General features: G+C 71.5%; 21 protein-coding genes. 13 read left to right on the top strand and 8 right to left on the bottom strand.

All coding sequences use genetic code 11. From position 1 onward, the window contains the following. Nucleotides 1-53: 53 nt before the first annotated feature. Together ACZ4EG_RS25910 and ACZ4EG_RS25905 are read right to left on the bottom strand one after the other, a co-directional pair. Complete coding sequence (locus ACZ4EG_RS25910; RefSeq protein ID WP_467792263.1) at nt 54-500, bottom strand: ATP-binding protein; 447 nt, start codon at nt 498-500, stop codon at nt 54-56. Between the two features lie 311 nt (nt 501-811). Further along, nucleotides 812-1,810 carry a VldE C-terminal domain-containing protein gene (locus ACZ4EG_RS25905; protein WP_467792262.1) on the bottom strand — a complete coding sequence of 333 codons (999 nt, stop codon included), beginning with the start codon at nt 1,808-1,810 and terminating at the stop codon, nt 812-814. A gap of 93 nt (nt 1,811-1,903) precedes the next feature. Here ACZ4EG_RS25905 and dapE point away from each other — a divergent pair, with 93 nt between their 5' ends. The 4 genes from dapE (at nt 1,904) to ACZ4EG_RS25885 (ending at nt 4,409) form a co-directional block, all read left to right on the top strand. Next, on the top strand, nt 1,904-2,983 hold the full coding sequence (gene dapE / locus ACZ4EG_RS25900; RefSeq protein ID WP_467792261.1) for a succinyl-diaminopimelate desuccinylase: 1,080 nt from the start codon (nt 1,904-1,906) through the stop codon (nt 2,981-2,983). A gap of 114 nt (nt 2,984-3,097) precedes the next feature. Then, nucleotides 3,098-3,856 carry an LOG family protein gene (locus ACZ4EG_RS25895; protein WP_453553540.1) on the top strand — a complete coding sequence of 253 codons (759 nt, stop codon included), beginning with the start codon at nt 3,098-3,100 and terminating at the stop codon, nt 3,854-3,856. 38 nt (nt 3,857-3,894) lie between these two features. Continuing rightward, complete coding sequence (locus tag ACZ4EG_RS25890; RefSeq protein ID WP_453553538.1) at nt 3,895-4,161, top strand: type II toxin-antitoxin system prevent-host-death family antitoxin; 267 nt, start codon at nt 3,895-3,897, stop codon at nt 4,159-4,161. Further along, nucleotides 4,158-4,409 (top strand): type II toxin-antitoxin system RelE family toxin, encoded by a 252-nt coding sequence (locus ACZ4EG_RS25885; protein WP_467792260.1) that lies wholly within the window; start codon nt 4,158-4,160, stop codon nt 4,407-4,409. The genes ACZ4EG_RS25890 and ACZ4EG_RS25885 overlap by 4 nt, the downstream gene beginning before the upstream one ends. A gap of 27 nt (nt 4,410-4,436) precedes the next feature. Here ACZ4EG_RS25885 and folP read toward each other — a convergent pair whose 3' ends face one another. Then, complete coding sequence (folP, locus tag ACZ4EG_RS25880; RefSeq protein ID WP_467792259.1) at nt 4,437-5,297, bottom strand: dihydropteroate synthase; 861 nt, start codon at nt 5,295-5,297, stop codon at nt 4,437-4,439. Nucleotides 5,298-5,434: 137 nt separating this feature from the next. Here folP and ACZ4EG_RS25875 point away from each other — a divergent pair, with 137 nt between their 5' ends. Beyond that, on the top strand, nt 5,435-5,791 hold the full coding sequence (locus tag ACZ4EG_RS25875; protein ID WP_363294046.1) for a DivIVA domain-containing protein: 357 nt from the start codon (nt 5,435-5,437) through the stop codon (nt 5,789-5,791). Continuing rightward, nucleotides 5,788-6,372 (top strand): DNA-3-methyladenine glycosylase I, encoded by a 585-nt coding sequence (locus ACZ4EG_RS25870; protein ID WP_467792258.1) that lies wholly within the window; start codon nt 5,788-5,790, stop codon nt 6,370-6,372. Before ACZ4EG_RS25875 ends, ACZ4EG_RS25870 begins: the two co-directional genes overlap by 4 nt. A gap of 48 nt (nt 6,373-6,420) precedes the next feature. Here the strand turns inward: ACZ4EG_RS25870 and chcB are convergent, their stop codons facing one another. Continuing rightward, on the bottom strand, nt 6,421-7,224 hold the full coding sequence (gene chcB, locus ACZ4EG_RS25865; RefSeq protein ID WP_467792257.1) for a 2-cyclohexenylcarbonyl CoA isomerase: 804 nt from the start codon (nt 7,222-7,224) through the stop codon (nt 6,421-6,423). Between the two features lie 371 nt (nt 7,225-7,595). Between chcB and ACZ4EG_RS25860 the strand changes: the two genes are divergently transcribed. Continuing rightward, nucleotides 7,596-7,763: a DUF3117 domain-containing protein gene (locus ACZ4EG_RS25860; RefSeq protein WP_018544333.1), complete on the top strand. Its 168-nt coding sequence runs from the start codon at nt 7,596-7,598 to the stop codon at nt 7,761-7,763. Nucleotides 7,764-7,871: 108 nt separating this feature from the next. On the opposite strand, the gene ACZ4EG_RS25855 is transcribed toward ACZ4EG_RS25860, so the two are convergent. Next, nucleotides 7,872-8,570, bottom strand: coding sequence for an O-methyltransferase (locus tag ACZ4EG_RS25855; RefSeq protein ID WP_390708984.1), 699 nt, complete (start codon nt 8,568-8,570; stop codon nt 7,872-7,874). A gap of 235 nt (nt 8,571-8,805) precedes the next feature. Here ACZ4EG_RS25855 and sigE point away from each other — a divergent pair, with 235 nt between their 5' ends. The 5 genes from sigE (at nt 8,806) to ACZ4EG_RS25830 (ending at nt 14,244) form a co-directional block, all read left to right on the top strand. Then, the gene (sigE, locus tag ACZ4EG_RS25850; RefSeq protein WP_390708723.1) at nt 8,806-9,510 is read left to right on the top strand and encodes an RNA polymerase sigma factor SigE; all 705 of its coding nucleotides are present in this window, start codon (nt 8,806-8,808) and stop codon (nt 9,508-9,510) included. Beyond that, nucleotides 9,507-10,478, top strand: a complete 972-nt coding sequence (locus tag ACZ4EG_RS25845; protein ID WP_467792256.1) for an anti-sigma factor family protein — start codon at nt 9,507-9,509, stop codon at nt 10,476-10,478. Before sigE ends, ACZ4EG_RS25845 begins: the two co-directional genes overlap by 4 nt. A 110-nt stretch (nt 10,479-10,588) precedes the next feature. Next, the gene (locus ACZ4EG_RS25840) at nt 10,589-12,670 is read left to right on the top strand and encodes a S1C family serine protease (protein ID WP_467792255.1); all 2,082 of its coding nucleotides are present in this window, start codon (nt 10,589-10,591) and stop codon (nt 12,668-12,670) included. Nucleotides 12,671-12,873: 203 nt separating this feature from the next. After that, nucleotides 12,874-13,329 carry a sec-independent translocase gene (locus ACZ4EG_RS25835; protein WP_467792254.1) on the top strand — a complete coding sequence of 152 codons (456 nt, stop codon included), beginning with the start codon at nt 12,874-12,876 and terminating at the stop codon, nt 13,327-13,329. 243 nt (nt 13,330-13,572) lie between these two features. Beyond that, the gene (locus tag ACZ4EG_RS25830; protein WP_390731279.1) at nt 13,573-14,244 is read left to right on the top strand and encodes a hypothetical protein; all 672 of its coding nucleotides are present in this window, start codon (nt 13,573-13,575) and stop codon (nt 14,242-14,244) included. Nucleotides 14,245-14,321: 77 nt separating this feature from the next. Here the strand turns inward: ACZ4EG_RS25830 and ACZ4EG_RS25825 are convergent, their stop codons facing one another. Genes ACZ4EG_RS25825 through ACZ4EG_RS25815 form a run of 3 tightly spaced genes read right to left on the bottom strand, consistent with a single transcriptional unit; the run spans nt 14,322 to nt 17,425 of the window. Continuing rightward, complete coding sequence (locus ACZ4EG_RS25825; RefSeq protein ID WP_453553519.1) at nt 14,322-15,455, bottom strand: Mrp/NBP35 family ATP-binding protein; 1,134 nt, start codon at nt 15,453-15,455, stop codon at nt 14,322-14,324. Between the two features lie 43 nt (nt 15,456-15,498). Next, nucleotides 15,499-16,104 carry a DUF1003 domain-containing protein gene (locus ACZ4EG_RS25820; RefSeq protein WP_467792253.1) on the bottom strand — a complete coding sequence of 202 codons (606 nt, stop codon included), beginning with the start codon at nt 16,102-16,104 and terminating at the stop codon, nt 15,499-15,501. Further along, on the bottom strand, nt 16,094-17,425 hold the full coding sequence (locus ACZ4EG_RS25815) for a magnesium transporter MgtE N-terminal domain-containing protein (protein ID WP_467792252.1): 1,332 nt from the start codon (nt 17,423-17,425) through the stop codon (nt 16,094-16,096). The genes ACZ4EG_RS25820 and ACZ4EG_RS25815 overlap by 11 nt, the downstream gene beginning before the upstream one ends. A gap of 199 nt (nt 17,426-17,624) precedes the next feature. Between ACZ4EG_RS25815 and ACZ4EG_RS25810 the strand changes: the two genes are divergently transcribed. Next, the gene (locus ACZ4EG_RS25810) at nt 17,625-18,380 is read left to right on the top strand and encodes a hypothetical protein (RefSeq protein WP_467792251.1); all 756 of its coding nucleotides are present in this window, start codon (nt 17,625-17,627) and stop codon (nt 18,378-18,380) included. Nucleotides 18,381-18,739: the final 359 nt, after the last annotated feature.

Here is an 18,739-nt window from a genome sequence, read left to right as displayed (position 1 = left end):
AAGGGGTCCAGGGAGGTTCCCTGGACCCCTTCGCGCTGTCGAGACCTGGATGCCTAGCCGAGCGGCAGGCTGCTCACCGGCAGCGTGGACGTCGGCAGCCCGCCCTTGGTGAGGGAGTCCGTGGGCAGCCCGCCCTTGGTCGCCGTCCCGGCCGTGGCGCCGAGGACCTGCCCGGCGGAGCCGGTCGCGTCCCCCGCGGCCTGCTGTGCCGCGGGCGCCGCCTTCTGCACGGCCTTGGCGCCGGCCTTGCCCGCGGTCGGCACCGCCTTCTTGACCGCCTGGCCGCCCGCGTCGCCCGCGAGCCCGGTGACGTGCTGCGTGGCACCGTCGACCGTGTTGCCGACCTGCGCTCCGTCCAGGGCGGTCAGGCCGCCGAGGTTCGGGGTGGCCGGCAGATCGGGGGCAGCGCTCGCGGAGCCGGCCGCACCGACCCCGGCGGCCGCTCCCGCTGCGACGAGCAGCGCGGCACGGGCGATCCTGCGGGTCAGGGGGAGGGACATGATGCTCCATTCGACGGGAGAGAACGTTGAAGTGTCCGACCGTGTCCGGCAGTTGATCTCCGGGCTCGGACGCAGTGACTACCGCTCGAAGCCCACGAAGGTTGCGGAGCCCAAAGGTAAAGAGTTGGCAACGCATCGCATTATCTGCTGTGGATAAAAACGGGCAAAAGTCACCCGCCGTACGACTTCGCAGAATCCTTACGGCCCTTTGTTTCCAAGGGCGTTTACGACCAGGAGAGTGACCGCACGAAAACCTGCGCACACCGCCGCGTCACCACCCGCAGGGTGACCCCCGCGAGTGAACCCCCGTACTACTGCCCGGTCACGATCCGAACGGACCCCGCCGACTTCTCCGCACCCGCGGCACCCGTCGTGCCGGTCGGGCGCCACTGGCTGTCCGTGCTCCCGGCGGCCCACACCCGCCCCGCGTACGAGACCCGTGCGATGTGCAGCGCCGAGGAGTTGGCCACCGCCCAGTGGGCCAGCTGCCAGCCCCGCTCCCGCTCGGTCCGCCCGGTCCCGTCGGTCCTCCGGTCGTCCGGCACCGGCACGGTCACGGTCCTGGCGCCCGAGTCTGCGGTCATGCTCGGGGACGGACTGGCCTCGGCCGTACCGCTCACCTCGGCGCCGACCTCCTGGAGCGCGTCGTGCCCGAAGTCCCGTACCAGCGCGGCCCGTACGGCGTCCGGACCCGTCGCCGCCGCCTCGGCCGAGGTACCCGTCGCGGGGCGCCCCTGGCAGGTCAGCGTGGCCGCCGCCTGCCCGGTCAGGGCCGCGGCGAGCAGCTTGGCATCCGGCTCGTGCTTGGCGTACGCCTCCGGGAAGCCGCTGCGCTGCACGCGCTGCGCGGCCACCGTGAGCGGGAGTTCCCTGTAGTCGGGCACCTTGGCCAGGTGCTCGTAGAAGATGCCCGCCGAGTAGGTCGGGTCCATGATCTGCTTCTCGGTGCCCCAGCCCTGCGAGGGCCGCTGCTGGAACAGGCCCAGTGAGTCACGGTCGCCGTGCTCGATGTTGCGCAGGCCCGACTCCTGCAGCGCGGTCGCCAGCGCGATGGTCACGGCGCGCTCGGGCATGCCGCGTCCGGTGCCGACGGCGGCGATCGTCGCCGCGTTCACCGCCTGCTCGGGCGTGAACTCGTACGGGGTCTCGCCGCCTTCGGCCGAGACGACCTTGCAGCCCGGGGCTCCGGTGCCACCCGTGACGTACTGCACCACGAGATAGCCCGCGACGGCCAGCAGGACGAAGAAGGCCGCGCTGAGACGGAAGAGGCGGCCGCGACGCTTGGGAGAAGTGGGGGACGACTCTGGCACCCGTACAAGGTACTGGAGGCCTCCCGGGCCCGGGAGGCGGGTGGCGCCTGCGGTGCGGCCCGGCCGGGCCGGGGGAGCGTTAGGGTCGTCACCATGGCCGACACCACGCTTGACCTGACGCTGGACGCCGCCGCGCTCACGGCGCGGCTGGTCGACTTCCCCTCGGAGAGCGGCACCGAGAAGCCGCTTGCCGACGCGATCGAAGCCGCCCTGCGCTCCTTGCCGCATCTGACGGTCGACCGGTACGGCAACAACGTCGTCGCCCGTACGCGGCTGGGCCGGGCGGAGCGGGTGATCCTGGCCGGCCACATCGACACGGTCCCGATCGCCGACAACGTCCCCTCGCGCCTCGACGAGGACGGCGTCCTGTGGGGCTGCGGCACCTGCGACATGAAGTCCGGCGTGGCCGTCCAACTGCGCATCGCGGCCACCGTCCCCGCCCCGAACCGCGACCTGACCTTCGTGTTCTACGACAACGAGGAGGTCGCCGCCGAACTGAACGGCCTCAAGCACGTGGCCGAGGCGCACCCCGACTGGCTGACGGGCGACTTCGCGGTGCTGCTGGAGCCTTCCGACGGCCAGGTCGAGGGCGGCTGCCAGGGCACCCTGAGGGTGCTGCTGCGGACGAAGGGCGAGCGGGCCCACTCGGCGCGCGGCTGGATGGGCTCCAACGCGATCCACACGGCGGCCCCGATCCTGGCCCGCCTGGCGGCGTACGAACCGCGCTACCCGGTGATCGACGGCCTGGAGTACCGCGAGGGCCTGAACGCGGTGCGCATCTTTGGCGGGGTGGCGGGCAACGTCATCCCCGACGAGTGCGTGGTGGCGGTCAACTTCCGCTATGCCCCGGACCGGTCCGAGGAGGAGGCGCTCGCGCACGTCCACGAGGTCTTCGCGGACTGCGGCGTGGCGGAGTTCGTGGTGGACGACCACAGCGGCGGGGCGCTGCCGGGACTGTCCCACCCGGCCGCGGCGGCCTTCATCGAGGCGGTCGGAGGCACCCCGCAGCCGAAGTACGGCTGGACGGACGTCTCCCGTTTCTCCGCCCTGGGCATCCCGGCGGTCAACTACGGCCCCGGAAACCCGCACTTGGCGCACAAAAGGGATGAAAGGGTGGAAATCGCCAAGATCCTGGCGGGCGAGGAGCGCCTGCGGGCCTGGCTGACGAGCTGAGGCGCGCGACGGGTGTGGGTCTGACGCTTCATTGCGGACATGCTCACGTCCCGCGTGCGTAACCAGGGTGGATCTACTCTTGCGTGGATACACCTGCACGCGGAGGGAGCGCACATGGCTACTGGCAACCCCGAGGGCAAGAAGCGCCCACCGGAGGAGCAGCGCCTGGGGCCGGTCCTCCGGCGGCGGGGTCAGGTCACCGCGAGTACGACGGACCAGCGCCTGCTGGACGCGGGCGGCCCGTCCGACTGGGTCCACACGGATCCCTGGCGGGTCCTGCGGATCCAGTCGGAGTTCATCGAGGGCTTCGGCACCCTGGCCGAACTCCCGCCCGCGATCAGTGTGTTCGGCTCGGCGCGCACTTCGGTGGACTCCTCGGAGTACGACGCCGGTGTGCGGCTCGGCCGCGGGCTGGTGGAGGCCGGCTGGGCGGTGATCACCGGCGGCGGTCCCGGCGCGATGGAGGCGGCCAACAAGGGCGCCTGCGAGGCGGGCGGCACCTCGGTCGGCCTCGGCATCGAGCTGCCCTTCGAGCAGGGCCTCAACTCCTACGTCGACATCGGCCTCAACTTCCGGTACTTCTTCGTCCGGAAGATGATGTTCGTGAAGTACGCGCAGGGCTTCGTGGTGCTCCCCGGCGGCCTCGGCACCCTGGACGAGCTCTTCGAGGCCCTCACCCTCGTACAGACCCAGAAGGTCACGCGCTTCCCCATCGTCCTCTTCGGCACCGAGTACTGGGGCGGACTGGTCACCTGGCTGAGGAGCACCGTGATCGCCCAGGGCAAGGCCTCCGAAAAGGACCTGCTCCTCTTCCACGTCACGGACGACGTGGAGGAGGCGGTGGCACTGGTGTCGAAGGAGGCTGCGCGTTAGGCGCCGAGCGAAGTGTAATCCGGATGTACACTAGATTCATGTCTGCTACGTATCCCATCGCCGAGGCGAGGGGCAAGCTCGGTGAGCTTGCCCGCCGGGCTGCCCAGCACGAGCACATCACCTTGACCGACCGTGGCATCCCGACTGCCGTCCTCATCTCTCCGGCGGAGCTCGAAGACCTTGAGGATGCTCTGGCGCTGGCCCGCCTTGAGCGGGACCGGGCTCTGGGGCGCACCGAAGTCCCCGTCCCCCATGCGGAGGCTCGGCGGATACTCCTCGAAGCCGCGGGGAGGAGTACGGAGTGACCTGGGAGGTCCAGTGGGAGCCGATGGCGCTCGACGAAGCCACCGGTTTCCTCAAGGACGACCCCCACGGAGTGGACACCCTCCTCCAGGCGACCGATCAACTCGCCGGGGACCCCAGGCCTGAAGGTTCCAGGGCCTGGGGTACCCACCACCGTCGACTCCACCGTGGCCCCTGGCGCATCCTGTACCGCGTCGACCCGGAGGCACGGACCCTTCACATGGAACACATCGGGCGCGCGCTCGAGTGAGCGGCAGCGGGGGGCGGCGGGGAGCGCCTACGCCAACCCCCTGCGCGCGACCGTCGGCGGGCGGTGGCCCGCGATCGACGTCACCATGTCCAGGACCTGCTTCGTCTCGGCCACCTCGTGGACCCGGTACACCTGGGCGCCGAGCCACGCGGACACCGCGGTCGTCGCCAGCGTCCCCAACACCCGCTCCTTCACGGGCCGGTCCAGCGTCTCCCCGACGAAGTCCTTGTTGGACAGCGACACCAGCACCGGCCACCCCGTGGCCACCATCTCGTCCAGCCGCCGGGTCGCCTCAAGACTGTGCCGCGTGTTCTTCCCGAAGTCGTGACCGGGATCGATCATCACCGACTCGCGGGGCACACCCAGCGCCACCGCACGCTCGGCCAGTCCCACGGTCACCCGGAGGATGTCGGCCATGACGTCGTCGTACGTCACCCGGTGCGGCCGGGTCCGCGGCTCGGTGCCCCCCGCGTGCGTGCACACCAGCCCCACCCCGTACCGCGCCGCGACCTCGGCCAGCCCCGGATCCACCCCGCCCCAGGCGTCGTTCAGCAGGTCCGCCCCGGCCTCGCACACGGCCTCCCCGACCGCGGCCCGCCAGGTGTCCACGCTGATGATCACGTCGGGGAACCGCCGCCGTACCTCGGCCACGAAACCGACCGTCCGCCGCGCCTCCTCCTCAGCGGTCACCTCGTCCCCGGGCCCGGCCTTCACCCCGCCGATGTCGATGATCGCGGCACCTTCGGCCACCGCCTGCTCCACGCGCGCGAGCGCCGGCTCGTCACGGAAGGTCGCCCCCTGGTCGTAGAAGGAGTCCGGGGTCCGGTTCACGATCGCCATGATCACCGGCTCGTGCGGCTCGAATTCCCGCCTGCCCAGCCTGAGCATCCCCTGTGACCTCTTCCAGTGAGTCGTGCTTGTGTCCCGCCCCGCGCCCGCCTGTGACCCTAACTGTCAGACTCGCATGGCACGATCGGAGCGAGAGACTTTCGAGACCGAGTACTACAGAGCGTGGGGACCCAGCGATGGTTATGTTCTTGTTCCTGGTCGTCGCGCTCGCCGTCGTGGTCGCCGCGGTGACACTCGCCGTGGTGGGCGGCGGCGAGGGCGCCACCGGCCCCCTGCCCGAGGTCGCGCCCGAGCGCCTCGACGACTCGCTGCCCCCGGACCGCCCCGTCGGCCGCGCGGACGTGGAGAGCCTCCGCTTCCCGCTCGCCCCCCGCGGCTATCGCATGGCGGACGTGGACGACGCCCTCGGCCGCCTCGGCGCCGAACTCGCCGAGCGGGACGCCCGTATCGCCCACCTGGAGTCCGCGCTCGCCGGTGCCCAGGCCGCCGCGCACGTCCGGCTGGACAAGCCCGCGCAGGAGGACCAGCGGTGAGCGACGGCACCGCCCTGGCCGGCCCCGACGGCACGCCGCGCTGCCCCTGGGCGCTGACCACCGACGACTACGTGACGTACCACGACGAGGAGTGGGGCCGCCCCGTCCACGGCGACGACGCCCTCTACGAGCGCCTCAGCCTGGAGGCCTTCCAGTCGGGCCTGTCGTGGATCACGATCCTGCGCCGCCGCCCGGGCTTCCGCGCCGCCTTCGCCGACTTCAGGATCGAGAAGGTCGCCACCTTCACGGACGACGACCGCGAACGCCTTCTCGTGGACCCCGGCATCATCAGAAATCGCGCCAAGATCGACGCGACCCTCGCCAACGCGCGCGTGCTCGCGGAGTGGTCCTCGGGCGAGCTGGACAGCCTGATCTGGTCCCACGCCCCCGACCCGGCCGCCCGCCCGGCCCCGAAGACCCTCTCCGACGTCCCCGCGGTCACCCCGGAGTCCACGGCCCTGTCCAAGGCCCTCAAGAAGCGGGGCCTGCGCTTCATAGGCCCGACGACGGCCTACGCGCTGATGCAGGCGTGCGGACTGGTCAACGACCACCTGGAAGGCTGCGCAAGCCGGAACACGTAGACCTGCGGGTGAGGAAGAGGCCGTCGGCCGTCGGCCGACGGCCGTCCGTCACCGGCCCAGATACTTCGGCTTCTCCTTGTTCACGAACGCCTGCACCGCGATCGCGTGGTCCTCGGACCTGCCCGCGCGGGTCTGCAGCTCGTCCTCCTTGTCCAGCGTCTCGTCCAGGGAGTGCGTGAGCCCGAAGGCGACCGCCTCCTTGAGCGCCGCGTAGGCCACCGTCGGCCCGTCGGCCAATTTCCGGGCGATCTTCTCGGCCTCGGCCCGCAGCTCGGCGGCCGGCACGAGCCGGTTGGCGATGCCGAGCTCGTACGCGTCCTGCGCGCTGATGTTGCGCGGGAAGAGCAGCAGGTCCGCGGCGCGCGAGGGGCCCACGACCCGCGGCAGCGTCCAGGAGATCCCGGAGTCGGCGGTCAGCGCCACCCCGGCGAACGACGTGTTGAAGGCCGCGGTGTCCGCCACCACCCGGTAGTCCGCCGCCAGCGCGAAACCGAAGCCCGCCCCGGCCGCGACCCCGTTCACCGCCGCGACGACCGGCTTCGCAGCCCCCGCGAGGGCCCGCACGATCGGGTTGTAGTGCTCCTTCACCGTGGTCATCGTCTGCCCGGCCCCCGTCTCGCGGTCGGCCGCGAGCAGCCCGATGTGTTCCTTGAGGTCCTGGCCCACGCAGAACGCCCGGTCCCCGGCGGCGGTGAGCAGGATCGCCCGCACGGACCCGTCGCCCGCCGCCTCCTGTGCCGCGTCCCGCAGGGCGACCTTGGCCGCGATGTTCAGCGCGTTCATCGCCTCGGGGCGGTTCAGCGTGATCGTCGCGAGTCCGTCGGTCACCTCGTAGAGCACGGTGTCGGCCATGGCGCATCCCCTCTGCTGTGGCGGCTCTGACGTACCGCTCGGTACGCCGTTGTCTGAGGACAGCATGGCGGAGAACCCCGTCCACGGGCCGGACCCGACGTGTGACCTGCGTCAAAGAAATTCGCCACGGTTTTCGTCGGCCGATGTCCGTGCGGTGGCGCAGTATCGCAGTCACATCGCCGAATTGAGTGGTTTTGCTCGCGCGCGTTGCCCAAGCGATGCCGACTGATGTTGGTCATCGGGTCCTGAGATGCGGGATAATGGCTTGGAAGCAATGTGTTCGATGCCGGTGTCGCGTGTCCCACACGGATCGCGCGTGCCCTCCAGGGCCGTCGGCAGACGATGAGCTGGTTTCAGGAAGGGGAACGAGCATGGCGGCCATGAAGCCGCGGACGGGCGATGGCCCGCTCGAGGTGACCAAGGAGGGGCGGGGCATCGTCATGCGCGTTCCGCTCGAAGGCGGCGGTCGGCTCGTCGTCGAGCTGACCCCTGACGAGGCCGAGGCGCTCGGCGACGCCCTCAAGAAGGTCGTCGTCTGACGCGCCAGCGACCATACCCTTTCAGCTGCCCCGGCACCGTACGTAGTGCCGGGGCAGCTGCGTTCCCGGGCGCAGGTCCGTCGACCGCACTGCCGTCCGCGCGTGCGGTCAGCGCTTGACGGCGCACAGCAGGCCGTCGCCCACCGGCAGCAGTGAGGGCACCAGCTCCTGGCTCTCGCGCACCGTGCGCAGCAGCTCGCGCAGTCGCAGCACCTCCGTGGGCTGCGGTCCCGAGTCGACCGTCCGGCCGTTGCCGAAGACGCCCTCGAAGACCACCACGCCACCCGGCCGGAGCAGACGCAACGATTCAGCGAGATAGTCCAGGTACTCCAGGCGGTCGCCGTCGCAGAAGACGAGGTCGTAGCCGGCGTCCGCGAGCCGGGGCAGGACGTCCAGGGCGCGGCCGGGGATGAAGCGGGCCCGGTTGCTGGCGAAGCCGCAGGCGCGGAAGGCCTGCCGGGCGAACTGCTGGTGCTCCGGCTCGGGATCCACGGTGGTCAGCACGCCGTCCGGCCGCATGCCGTGCAGCAGATGGATCCCCGACACCCCGCAGCCGGTGCCGATCTCCGCGACCGCCTTGGCGTCCACGGTGGCGGCGAGCAACCGCAGCGCGGCGCCCGCGCCGGGCGACACCGAGCGCAGGCCCGCCTCCCGGGCCCGGTCACGGGCCCAGCGAAGCGCGTCGTCCTCGGCGACAAAGGCGTCGGCGAACGCCCAGCTCGTCTGCCGGTTGCCGGTAATGACCCTCTCCTGTCCCCGTGGTTGCCTCGGCGTGACTGTATCCGTTGGCCCCGGGAACCCGCAGATGGGACCGGGCGTTTAAAGGGATGAGCGAGTGGTGGGGGGACCCGACGGGGGGTAAGAGATGGACCAGGACGCCGAGCAAGTGCTGACGCAGCCGTATGTGCCGTATCAGCCCAGATCAAATTCTCGTAAAACCGCTTATCCGGAGCTAACGGGCGAGGTGGCTATGGTAGGGGCTCCACTGGACACCACCAGAGCCGACAGGGGAGGTGCGGCTGAGCCTGTGGATCGGGGAGGAGTGCTTCGGCGCTTTCTCGGATCGGCGGGTAGGCCGAAATCCGTGAACGACACCGCTGCTGACGCCAGCCACGCCGCCGGCCTTGCCCAGACCGCGACGTTCTCCACCGACGCGGACGCTCAGGCATGGACTCCGCCCACATGGGAGGAGATCGTCAGCACGCACAGCGGCCGGGTCTACCGGCTGGCCTACCGCCTCACGGGCAACCAGCACGACGCCGAGGACCTCACCCAGGAGGTCTTCGTCCGTGTGTTCCGCTCCCTGTCGACCTACACGCCGGGCACCTTCGAGGGCTGGCTGCACCGCATCACCACGAACCTGTTCCTGGACATGGTCCGGCGCAAGCAGCGCATCCGCTTCGACGCCCTGGGCGAGGACGCGGCAGAGCGTCTGCCCAGCAAGGAGCCGACCCCGCAGCAGGTGTTCAACGACGCCCACTTCGACGCGGACGTCCAGCAGGCCCTCGACACCCTCGCGCCCGAGTTCCGCGCCGCCGTCGTCCTGTGCGACATCGAAGGACTGTCGTACGAGGAGATCGCCGCGACCCTCGGTGTGAAGCTGGGCACGGTCCGCTCCCGGATCCACCGCGGCCGCTCGCAGCTGCGCAAGGCCCTCGCCCACCGTTCCCCTCAGGCCCGGGCCGCCGAGCGGCGCTCGTTCGTGGCACGCGTGCCCGCGCTGGGAGGAGGGGGCGCGCCCGCGTGAGTGGAACACGACCCAAACCTGCCGAGGCACGCCTCGCAGAGCAGCACCTGGGAGACCGGCTCTCCGCCCTCGTGGACGGGGAACTCGGTCATGAGTCGCGCGACCGCGTCCTGGCCCACCTGGCCACCTGTGCCAAGTGCAAGGCGGAGGCGGACGCCCAGCGCCGGCTGAAGAACGTCTTCGCGGAGGCGGCCCCGCCCCCGCCGTCCGAGAGCTTCCTGGCCCGTCTCCAGGGACTCCCCGGTGGCGGCGACGATGACGACACGGGCTCGCCGCTGGGCGGCACGGGACTGTCCGGACGTGCCTCCGACACCGGGGTCTTCGGGGTCCGACGCCCCGACCGGTTCGAGTTCGGCTATGTCCCCGCCACCCATGCCTCACCCTCCGCCGCCGACCGTGGCTTCCGCATCCACCCCGTCGGACGCCCCGACGCCGACCGGTCCGCCTCGCGCGGGCTGCGGTTCGCGTTCGTCGCGGCCGGGGCGGTGTCCCTGGCCGCGGTCGCGCTGGGCGGCGTGACCACGGGCATCCCGGGCGACACGGCGGCGGACGCCCGCGGCGGCTCCGGCAGCGGCAGCAATGTCACACCGGCCCGCACCCAGGGCGGAGGGCCCGCTTCGGCGCCCGAAACCCAGCGCCGTCGCGCCGTCGGACCGCTGCTCGCCCAGGGCACGCTGCTCGGGGAGACTCCCGTGGTGCCGACCTCGATGTCCGCGCCTCTGGTGCCCGGAGTGCCGTCCCCCGCCGACGGGCAGGTCCAGGACGCCGTGCACAGGCTGACCGCGCCCGTCGTGGCCGGCGCGGCCGCCATGTCCCCGTTGATACGACCGCTCGACACGACCCCGCCGGTCGCCCTGACCTCGTGGTCATCGGCCCCCGAGGTCACCGGCCCCGGCCTGCTCGCCACACCCGTCCCCGACACCACCTCCGCTCCCACCCCCTCCTCCTCGTCCCGCACGGCCCCCTGACCGGTCTCTGCGCGCTGTCCCCCGAACCTGGTTGAATCCGGTGAGGGCCGTGTCCGCGGCGGAGTTTCCGGGCACGGAGTCGACGTTCCGCGGCCAGCTGTGGGGAGAGCATGAACGAGGGGAAACCGACGAAGCCCGCCAAGGCGAAGTGGTGGAGTCGGCCTCGGCCGCAGGTTCCGGAGGCCGGGGATGCCGCGGCCGCGGTTCCGGTGCCGGACGACAGCGAGGGTGACTTCGAGTTGGCCCGCCCGGCGCCGCCCGCCGACGGAGACTTCGAGCTGGAGGCGCCCTCGCGTCCGGACGCGGAGCGCGAGGAGCAGGGTGCCGAGCCGGCCGTACGGGACGCGGGCTTGCCCGGACAGGGCGTGGAGGCGCGGGTCGACACGTCGACCGTGACCGACGCCCGGCTCCCGGCGGCGCCGGGCACCGCCGCGCCCGGGCCCGGCACTCCCGCCGTACCGACCGCCACCGACCGCCCCAGGCCCCTGCACGACCCCGACCCGTACAGCACGCCGCCGTACGGCGAACCGGGCCCCTGGGCACCCGCTCCGCCGGTCCAGCACCCGGCAACCACACCCACGCACGGCACGACCCTGCCCACGCCTGCTCCGGCGCCGGTGCCGCCGCAGGCCTCGCCGGCTCCTGCCGCTGGGCTGCCGCAGGCCTCGCCGGTCCCTGCCGCTGGGCTGCCGCAGGCCTCGCCGGTCCCTGCCGCTGGGCTGCCGCAGGCCTCGCCGGTCCCTGCCCCTGGGCTGCCGCAGGCCTCGCCGGTCCCTGCCCCCGTGCCGCCGCACGCCGCACCGGTTCCCGCCGCTGGGCTGCCGCAGGCCTCGCCGGTCCCTGCCGCTGGGCTGCCGCAGGCCTCGCCGGTCCCTGCCCCTGGGCTGCCGCACGCCGCACCGGTCCCCGTCCTGGCGACCCCCGTGCCCCACGACACCCCGCTCCCGCCCCCCGAGGCCCAGGCCGGCGCCCCGCATCCCGACCCCTGGCACCGCTACGACCCCTGGTCCGCCGCCCAGGCCTCCGCCCACGCCCCTCTCCAGCAGAACGGCGCCGCGGTCCCCACCCAGCAGCAGCGCCGCAAGCGGGCCAGGCGGGCCCTCGTCGGCGGGGCCCTGGTGCTCGCCCTCGTCTCCGGGGGCATCGGCGGGGCCGTCGGGGCCTATCTGGAGCGCAACGGCGGTGTGGGGGACATCCAGCTGCCGCAGTCGGGCAAGGTGCCGGCCGGGCGGGCGCCGGACAGCGTGGCCGGGATCGCCGCCCGTGCGCTGCCGAGCGTGGCCACCCTGCATGTGACCGGCAGCAACGAGCAGGGCACCGGCACGGGCTTCGTGCTCGACACGCGCGGCCACATTCTCACCAACAACCATGTCGTCGAGTTCGCCGCGTCGGGCGGCGAGATATCGGTGACCTTCAGCAGCGGGGACACCGCCAAGGCCAGGATCGTCGGCCGGGACACCGGCTACGACCTCGCCGTCGTGCAGGTGACCGGGGTGCACGGGCTCAAGCCCCTGCCGCTCGGCAACTCCGACAACGTCCAGGTCGGCGACCCCGTCGTCGCCATCGGCGCCCCCTTCGACCTCGCCAACACCGTCACCTCCGGCATCATCAGCGCCAAGGAGCGGCCCATCACGGCCGGCGGTGAGAGCGAGGACGGGAGCGACGTGTCGTACGTCGACGCCCTGCAGACCGACGCGCCCATCAACCCCGGCAACTCGGGCGGACCCCTCCTCGACTCGCAGGCCCATGTCATCGGTATCAACTCCGCCATACGGTCCGCCGACAGCGCCTCGGGCTCGGGAGACGGCCAGGCGGGCTCCATCGGCCTCGGCTTCGCCATCCCGGTCAACCAGGCCAGGCGGGTCGCCGAGGAACTGATCAACAAGGGCAAGGCGGCCCACCCGGTCATCGGGATCACCCTCGACATGGGCTACACGGGCGACGGCGCCCGTATCGGCACCAAGGGCGCCAAGGGCTCGCCCGCGGTCACCACGGGCGGGCCGGGCGACCGGGCCGGACTCCGGTCGGGCGATGTCATCACCGAGGTGGATGGCCAGCCCGTCCACTCCGGGGAGGAACTGATCGTGAAGACCCGGGCCCACCGTCCCGGCGACCGGCTGCGGCTGACCGTCGAGCGCGACGGCGGGCCCAGGTCGGTCTCGCTGGTGCTCGGATCGTCCGACGACAACTGACAGAAACCTCACAGGTGAAGCCCGGCACATGGCCTCACAAGGCAAACAACCCCCAAAACCGGTGCTCTACACGCACTCGGACACCTCGGGACGGTACCGATCGGACAGGTCCGCCGGGTACCGTGGACCCGGCCCGGACCACGGAACACCAGTGACACAGACCGCCGAGGGCCGAGGACCGAGGACATCGCAAGGAGCTTCAGGTGTTCAATGACATAGGACCGCTCGAGCTGCTCACGATCATCGTGCTCGCCGTGCTCGTCTTCGGTCCGGACAAGCTCCCGAAGGTCATCCAGGACGTCATGCGTACGGTCCGGAAGATCCGCGAGTTCTCGGAGAGCGCCAAGCAGGACATCCGCGCCGAGCTGGGCCCGGAGTTCAAGGACTTCGAGTTCGAGGACCTCAACCCCAAGGCGTTCATCCGCAAGCAGCTGGACAACGACGAACTGGGGCTGAAGGAGATCCGCAACGGCTTCGACCTGAAGAAGGAGATGGCCGAGGTCACGGACGCGGTCCACAGCCGCGACACGGACACCTCGTCGTCCTCCTCCTCCTCCTCGTCCTCCTCGTCCTCGTCCGGTGGCCGCATCGACATGACGAAGAAGCCCGAAGACCCCGCCAAGGACGAGCGTCCGCCCTTCGACGCGGACGCCACCTGACCGTCGTACGCCCGTGAACTGCGCGTCCCGGTGCGCCCCTGCGCCGGGACGTGACGCGTTTCATACCGCGCATGCGCCCCGTGCGGCGTGAACAGGCCGCGCGTACGACCCACGCGGCGGGCGGTTTCCCTGCTGCCCGCAGTGAGGTGGATATGCTGCCGAGTTGTTGTGCGGACCGGACGAGTACGCCCGAAGGGGGGCGGGCCACCCCGGTCCGACGAGAGCGAGGAGGCGTCCGGGCACATGGAGACGACAAGTGGGGCGGTCGCGCAGGCGCCGGATGCGGAGGGTGGCCGGCAGGTCCCCTACGCCCGGCGTACGGTCGACGGCTACCTGCTGGCGCCCTTCCCGTGGTACGGCCTCGACGAGGCCTTCACGGGGCCGCGCTGGCTGATGCAGGTCGGTACGGCGGCCGACGGCGCCGTCGAGCACGGTTCGATCGGGCACGGGGACGAGCCCTCCGTGAAGAACGAGTACGCGGTCGGCTCCGCGACGGAGCCCCGGGAGAAGTTCGCCGTCGTGGTGACCGTCGCGGCGAACCCCTCCCGGCGCAGCGCGGACGGCACGGGCTTCCTGGAGGCCACCACGGTCTCCTCGGCGGCCTGGCTGGCCGGTGTGGGGCTGCTGTCCTTCACCTGGCCCGGCCAGATGGACCACAGCCTCCGTGACGACTGGCTGGAGCAGCAGACGGAGACGGCGTGGGTCCTCGCGGACGACCTCACCGGCCCGGACTGGTCGACCCTGTCCCTGCCCGTCGACGGCGTGCCGACTCCCTTCCACTACCGGGAGTCCGAATTCGGCTGGGTGCTCGCCGGGTCGACGCAGGAGGGGGTGCACGTGGGGGCGTACGGAAGGGGCATGAGCGCGTACGGGCTCGGCTTCGCCATGATCAAGGACATCGCGGCGTACGCCTAGCCGACAGGGACATGCGCAAAGGGGCGCCGCTGCACAGCGGCGCCCCTCGTCACAGGGTCGTGGAAGACCCCAGGACCCTAGAACTTGTTCTTCGGGGTGATCCCCAGCGACAGCCCCGAAAGGCCCCGCTGGCGTCCGCCGAGCTTCCCCGCGATCGACCGCAGTGCCGCGCCCGCCGGAGAGTCGGGGTCGGTCAGGACCACCGGCTTGCCCTCGTCGCCGCCCTCGCGCAGGCGGACGTCGATCGGGATGTTGCCGAGGACGGGGACGGTCGTGCCCGTGGTGCGGCTCAGGCCGTCGGCCACCAGCTGGCCGCCGCCCGTGCCGAAGACGTCGACCATCTCGCCGCAGTGCGGGCAGGGCAGGCCGGACATGTTCTCGACCACACCGACGATCTTCTGGTGGGTCTGGACGGCGATGGAGCCGGCGCGCTCGGCGACCTCCGCGGCGGCCTGCTGCGGGGTCGTCACGACCAGGATCTCCGCGTTCGGGATCAGCTGGGCGACCGAGATGGCGATGTCGCCCGTGCCGGGCGGCAGGTCGAGCAGCAGCACGTCCAGGTCGCCCCAGTACACGTCGGCCAGGAACTGCTGGAGCGCGCGGTGGAGCATCGGACCGCGCCAGACGACCGGCGCGTTGCCCGGGGTGAACATGCCGATCGAGATGACCTTCACGCCGTTCGCGGACGGCGGCATGATCATGTTCTCGACCTGGGTCGGACGGCCGTCCGCGCCCAGCATGCGCGGCACGCTGTGGCCGTAGATGTCGGCGTCGACCACGCCCACCTTCAGGCCGTCCGCGGCCATCGCCGTCGCCAGGTTCACCGTCACCGAGGACTTGCCGACGCCGCCCTTGCCGGAGGCGACCGCGTACACCCGGGTCAGGTTGCCGGGCTTGGCGAAGGGGACCTCGCGCTCGGCCTGGCCGCCGCGCAGGGCGTTCGCCAGCTCCTTGCGCTGCTCGTCGCTCATGACGTCGAGCGTGACGTCGACGCGGGTGACGCCCTCGACCCGGGAGACCGCGTCGGTCACGCGCTGCGTGATCGTCTCGCGCATCGGGCAGCCGGAGACCGTCAGGTACACGGTGACCGCGACCGCGCCGTCCGCTCCGATCTCCACGGATTTGACCATCCCCAGTTCGGTGATGGGGCGGTTGATCTCGGGGTCGTTCACCGTCGCCAGTGCTTCGCGCACCGCGTCTTCCGTAGCCATAAGGACGATGGTACGGCGATCCGTGCGGCGTCCGGGTAGCCCCTCAGTGGTCTTCTGCGTCACGTCCGGCCGAGCGGTCCGTCCGCTCTGCCGGGAATGCGGGGTGTCCGTCGAGGTGCCGCAGCTGCTCCAGGTCCTTGATGGCGTCCTGCAGCTCGGAGCGGATCCAGTCCCGGGTCGCCACCTCGCCCAGACCCATGCGCAGGGCGGCGATCTCCCGGGTGAGGTACTCGGTGTCCGCGATGGACCGCTCGTTCTGCTTGCGGTCCTGTTCGAGGTTGACGCGGTCGCGGTCGTCCTGCCGGTTCTGCGCGAGCAGGATCAGCGGGGCCGCGTAGGAGGCCTGGAGGGACAGCATCAGGGTCAGGAAGATGAAGGGGTAGTTGTCGAAGCGCAGGGCGGCCGGCGCGGCGATGTTCCACAGCACCCACAGGATGATGACGACCGTCATCCAGACGATGAAGCGTCCCGTGCCCAGGAAGCGCGCGATCTTCTCCGACAGCCGTCCGAAGGCCTCCGGGTCCCACTCGGGCATGATCCGGCGCCGCCGCGGCCGCGGCTGGTCGAGCCGGGGCGTGCGCGGGCGGGTGGCGGCGGTGGCGCCGGCCAGGGTGCGCTCGCGGGCGGCGGTCTCGCGCTCAGGAACCATGCGCACCCGCCCCCTCGCCCGCTCCTCCGCCCGTACCCGCTCCCGTTGCCCGGTCGGTCTCCTCGTCCAGGTGGAACTCCGTCTCCCGCCAGTCGTCGGGGAGCATGTGGTCCAGTACGTCGTCCACGGTGACCGCGCCGAGCAGCGAGCCCGCCTCGTCGACCACGGGCGCCGCCACCATGTCGTACGTGGCGAAGAACCCGGCGATGATCGGCAGGGTGGCCTCCGGGTCGAGCGTCTGCAGGTCGTCGTCGACCAGCGAGCTGACCAGGGTGTACGGCGGATCGCGCAGCAGGCGCTGGAAATGGACCGTGCCCAGGTACTTGCCGGTCGGTGTCTCGTCCGGCGGGCGGCAGACGTAGACCTGGGCGGCGAGGGCGGGGGACAGGTCCGGGTTGCGGACGCGGGCGAGGGCGTCGGCGACGGTCGCGTCCGGGCGCAGCACGATGGGCTCGGTGGTCATGAGGCCGCCGGCGGTGTGTTCCTCGTACGACATCAGGCGCCGCATGTCGGCCGCGTCGGCGGGCTGCATCAGGCTCAGCAGCCGCTCCTTGTCGGCCTCCGGGAGCTCGGCGAGCAGGTCGGCCGCGTCGTCCGGGTCCATGGCCTCCAGGACGTCCGCGGCGCGCTCCTCCTTCAGCTTGCCGAGGATCTCGATCTGGTCGTCCTCGGGCAGCTCCTCCAGGACGTCGGCGAGACGGTCGTCGTCCAGGGCGGCGGCGACCTCGGCGCGCCGCTTGGGGGAGAGGTGGTGCAGGACGTTGGCGAGGTCGGCGGGGCGCAGCTGCTCGAAGGTGGCGAGCAGGCTCTCGGCGCCCTGACCGTGCTCCGCCAGGGAGAACCCGGTGACGGCGGACCATTCGACGGTGAGCGTCTCCCCCTTGGCGCGCCGGAAGGCGCTGCCCTTCTTCCCCTTGCGGACGAAGACCCGGTCGACCTCCCAGTCCCGGCGGGCCGGCAGCTGCTGCACGGACACGTCCAGGACGGTGACCTCCTCGTCGGTCTCGACGAGTTTGACGCGCAGGTCGAGCAGTTCTCCGAAGACGAGGCGTTCGGTGGGCCGGCGCTCGAAGCGGCGGACGTTGAGCACACCGGTGGCGATGACCTGGCCGGACTCGATACTGGTCACCCGGGTCATGGGCAGGAAGATACGGCGCCGGGTGGACAGTTCCACGACCAGCCCGAGCAGCCGCGGGGGGCGTCGTCCGACCCGGAGGATGACCACCAGGTCGCGCACGCGGCCCACCAGGTCGCCGTTCGGATCGAAGACGGGGACACCGGCGAGATGCGAGACGAAGATCCGGGGGGCGCCGGCTGCCATGACTGTGCTCCCTTTATGTACAGGAGTGCTGTGGATCGCGTTCCTTTCCCGAATTGCCCGCTCGGTGGGCTTCAGGCTAGCCCGTCCTGATCGGGCACGCCCTGGTGAGCGGTCCGGACGGACTGGCTCCGCCTGGCGGGTGCGGCCCCGGTACGCTGCGGTACGCCGCTCAGGACCCGTCAGAAAGGCAGCCCCACCTGTGACTGCGATTTCCCAGGGCCGTATCCGCCGCGCCGTGCTCGTGAGCGCGACGTGCGCACTGGTGATGACGGGAACGGCGGCGCTCGCGGCGTGCAACGAGGATCCGGACGCGGGTACCAACGGCGTGGGCAAGCTGTCCGCGGAGAAGATCCAGAGCAGGACCAGGGCGGCCGCCGGCTCCGTGGACGCGGTGCGGCTGTCCGGGACGGTCGTCACCCGCGGGCACACGTACCGGCTCGACATGCGTCTGAAGCCGGAGGGCGGCATCGGGTCGGTCACCTCGGAGGGGACGACCTTCCATGTGCTGCGGATCGGCGAGCAGCTGTATCTGAAGGCCGACGCGGCCTTCTGGAGCCACGCGGACGGCACCGACGGCAAGGGCGGGGACACGGCGGCGGCGGACAAGCTCGACGGCAAGTACGTGAGGGTGCCGCAGGGTGATCCCGTGTACAAGAAGTTCAGCGGCTTCACGGACAAGGCCGTGCTCCTCGACGGCCTGCTGACCCTGCACGGCACGCTGGCCACGGACGGGCACTACGAGCAGTCGGGCACCCGCACCATCCGCATCACCGGCGACAAGGGCTCCGGCGGCACGCTGGACGTCTCCCTGCAGGGCAAGCCGTACCCACTCCGCCTGGTCCGCGGCGGCAGCGCGGGAACGCTCAGCTTCTCCGACTGGGGCAAGAACTTCACAGTGACCCAACCCCCGAAGAACGAAACCGTCGACTACGGGAGGCAACTCCCGACGTCGTAGGACGAAAGCGCCGACACCACCCAAGTCGCACGGCGACAGCGTTACTTGAGCTTGCGTCGCGTTGCGGGAGGGCGGCGGGTGATGGCCCGGTAGGGCAGGGGGCCCGGGCCGGGTTGGCGTCGCCGCGCGGCGCCGCGGAGCGTGCGGCGCTCAGGACCCGGGGGGCTGTCGGCGTCTGGAGTTACTTGGGCTCGCGCCGCTTCGGCAGCAGCTGCGGCGGGCCGTCTGGGGCGGATGTCGTTGAGGAGCGCCGGGCGGTGCCTGCGGTGCTTGGTCCCGGGGTTGGTCGTCGCGTCGCCGCGGTGGCGTTGCTGAGCGTGCGTTGCTCACCGAGGAGGCGTGGGAGTCCGACGGGGATC

It is taken from the genome of Streptomyces sp. NPDC025638, assembly GCF_055558775.1.
This window is presented reverse-complemented; position numbering and strand designations above follow the sequence as displayed.

Bases quoted from the DNA above. Each gene is read 5' to 3' on its own strand.
- folP (WP_467792259.1), bottom strand. From the start codon at position 5,297: ATGCTCAGGCTGGGCAGGCGGGAATTCGAGCCGCACGAGCCGGTGATC.
- ACZ4EG_RS25815 (WP_467792252.1), bottom strand. From the start codon at position 17,425: ATGGCAGCCGGCGCCCCCCGGATCTTCGTCTCGCATCTCGCCGGTGTC.
- ACZ4EG_RS25875 (WP_363294046.1), top strand. From the start codon at position 5,435: ATGGTTATGTTCTTGTTCCTGGTCGTCGCGCTCGCCGTCGTGGTCGCC.
- ACZ4EG_RS25840 (WP_467792255.1), top strand. From the start codon at position 10,589: ATGAACGAGGGGAAACCGACGAAGCCCGCCAAGGCGAAGTGGTGGAGT.
- ACZ4EG_RS25895 (WP_453553540.1), top strand. From the start codon at position 3,098: ATGGCTACTGGCAACCCCGAGGGCAAGAAGCGCCCACCGGAGGAGCAG.
- ACZ4EG_RS25890 (WP_453553538.1), top strand. From the start codon at position 3,895: ATGTCTGCTACGTATCCCATCGCCGAGGCGAGGGGCAAGCTCGGTGAG.
- chcB (WP_467792257.1), bottom strand. From the start codon at position 7,224: ATGGCCGACACCGTGCTCTACGAGGTGACCGACGGACTCGCGACGATC.
- ACZ4EG_RS25820 (WP_467792253.1), bottom strand. From the start codon at position 16,104: ATGGTTCCTGAGCGCGAGACCGCCGCCCGCGAGCGCACCCTGGCCGGC.
- ACZ4EG_RS25860 (WP_018544333.1), top strand. From the start codon at position 7,596: ATGGCGGCCATGAAGCCGCGGACGGGCGATGGCCCGCTCGAGGTGACC.
- dapE (WP_467792261.1), top strand. From the start codon at position 1,904: ATGGCCGACACCACGCTTGACCTGACGCTGGACGCCGCCGCGCTCACG.
- ACZ4EG_RS25830 (WP_390731279.1), top strand. From the start codon at position 13,573: ATGGAGACGACAAGTGGGGCGGTCGCGCAGGCGCCGGATGCGGAGGGT.
- ACZ4EG_RS25910 (WP_467792263.1), bottom strand. From the start codon at position 500: ATGTCCCTCCCCCTGACCCGCAGGATCGCCCGTGCCGCGCTGCTCGTC.
- ACZ4EG_RS25825 (WP_453553519.1), bottom strand. From the start codon at position 15,455: ATGGCTACGGAAGACGCGGTGCGCGAAGCACTGGCGACGGTGAACGAC.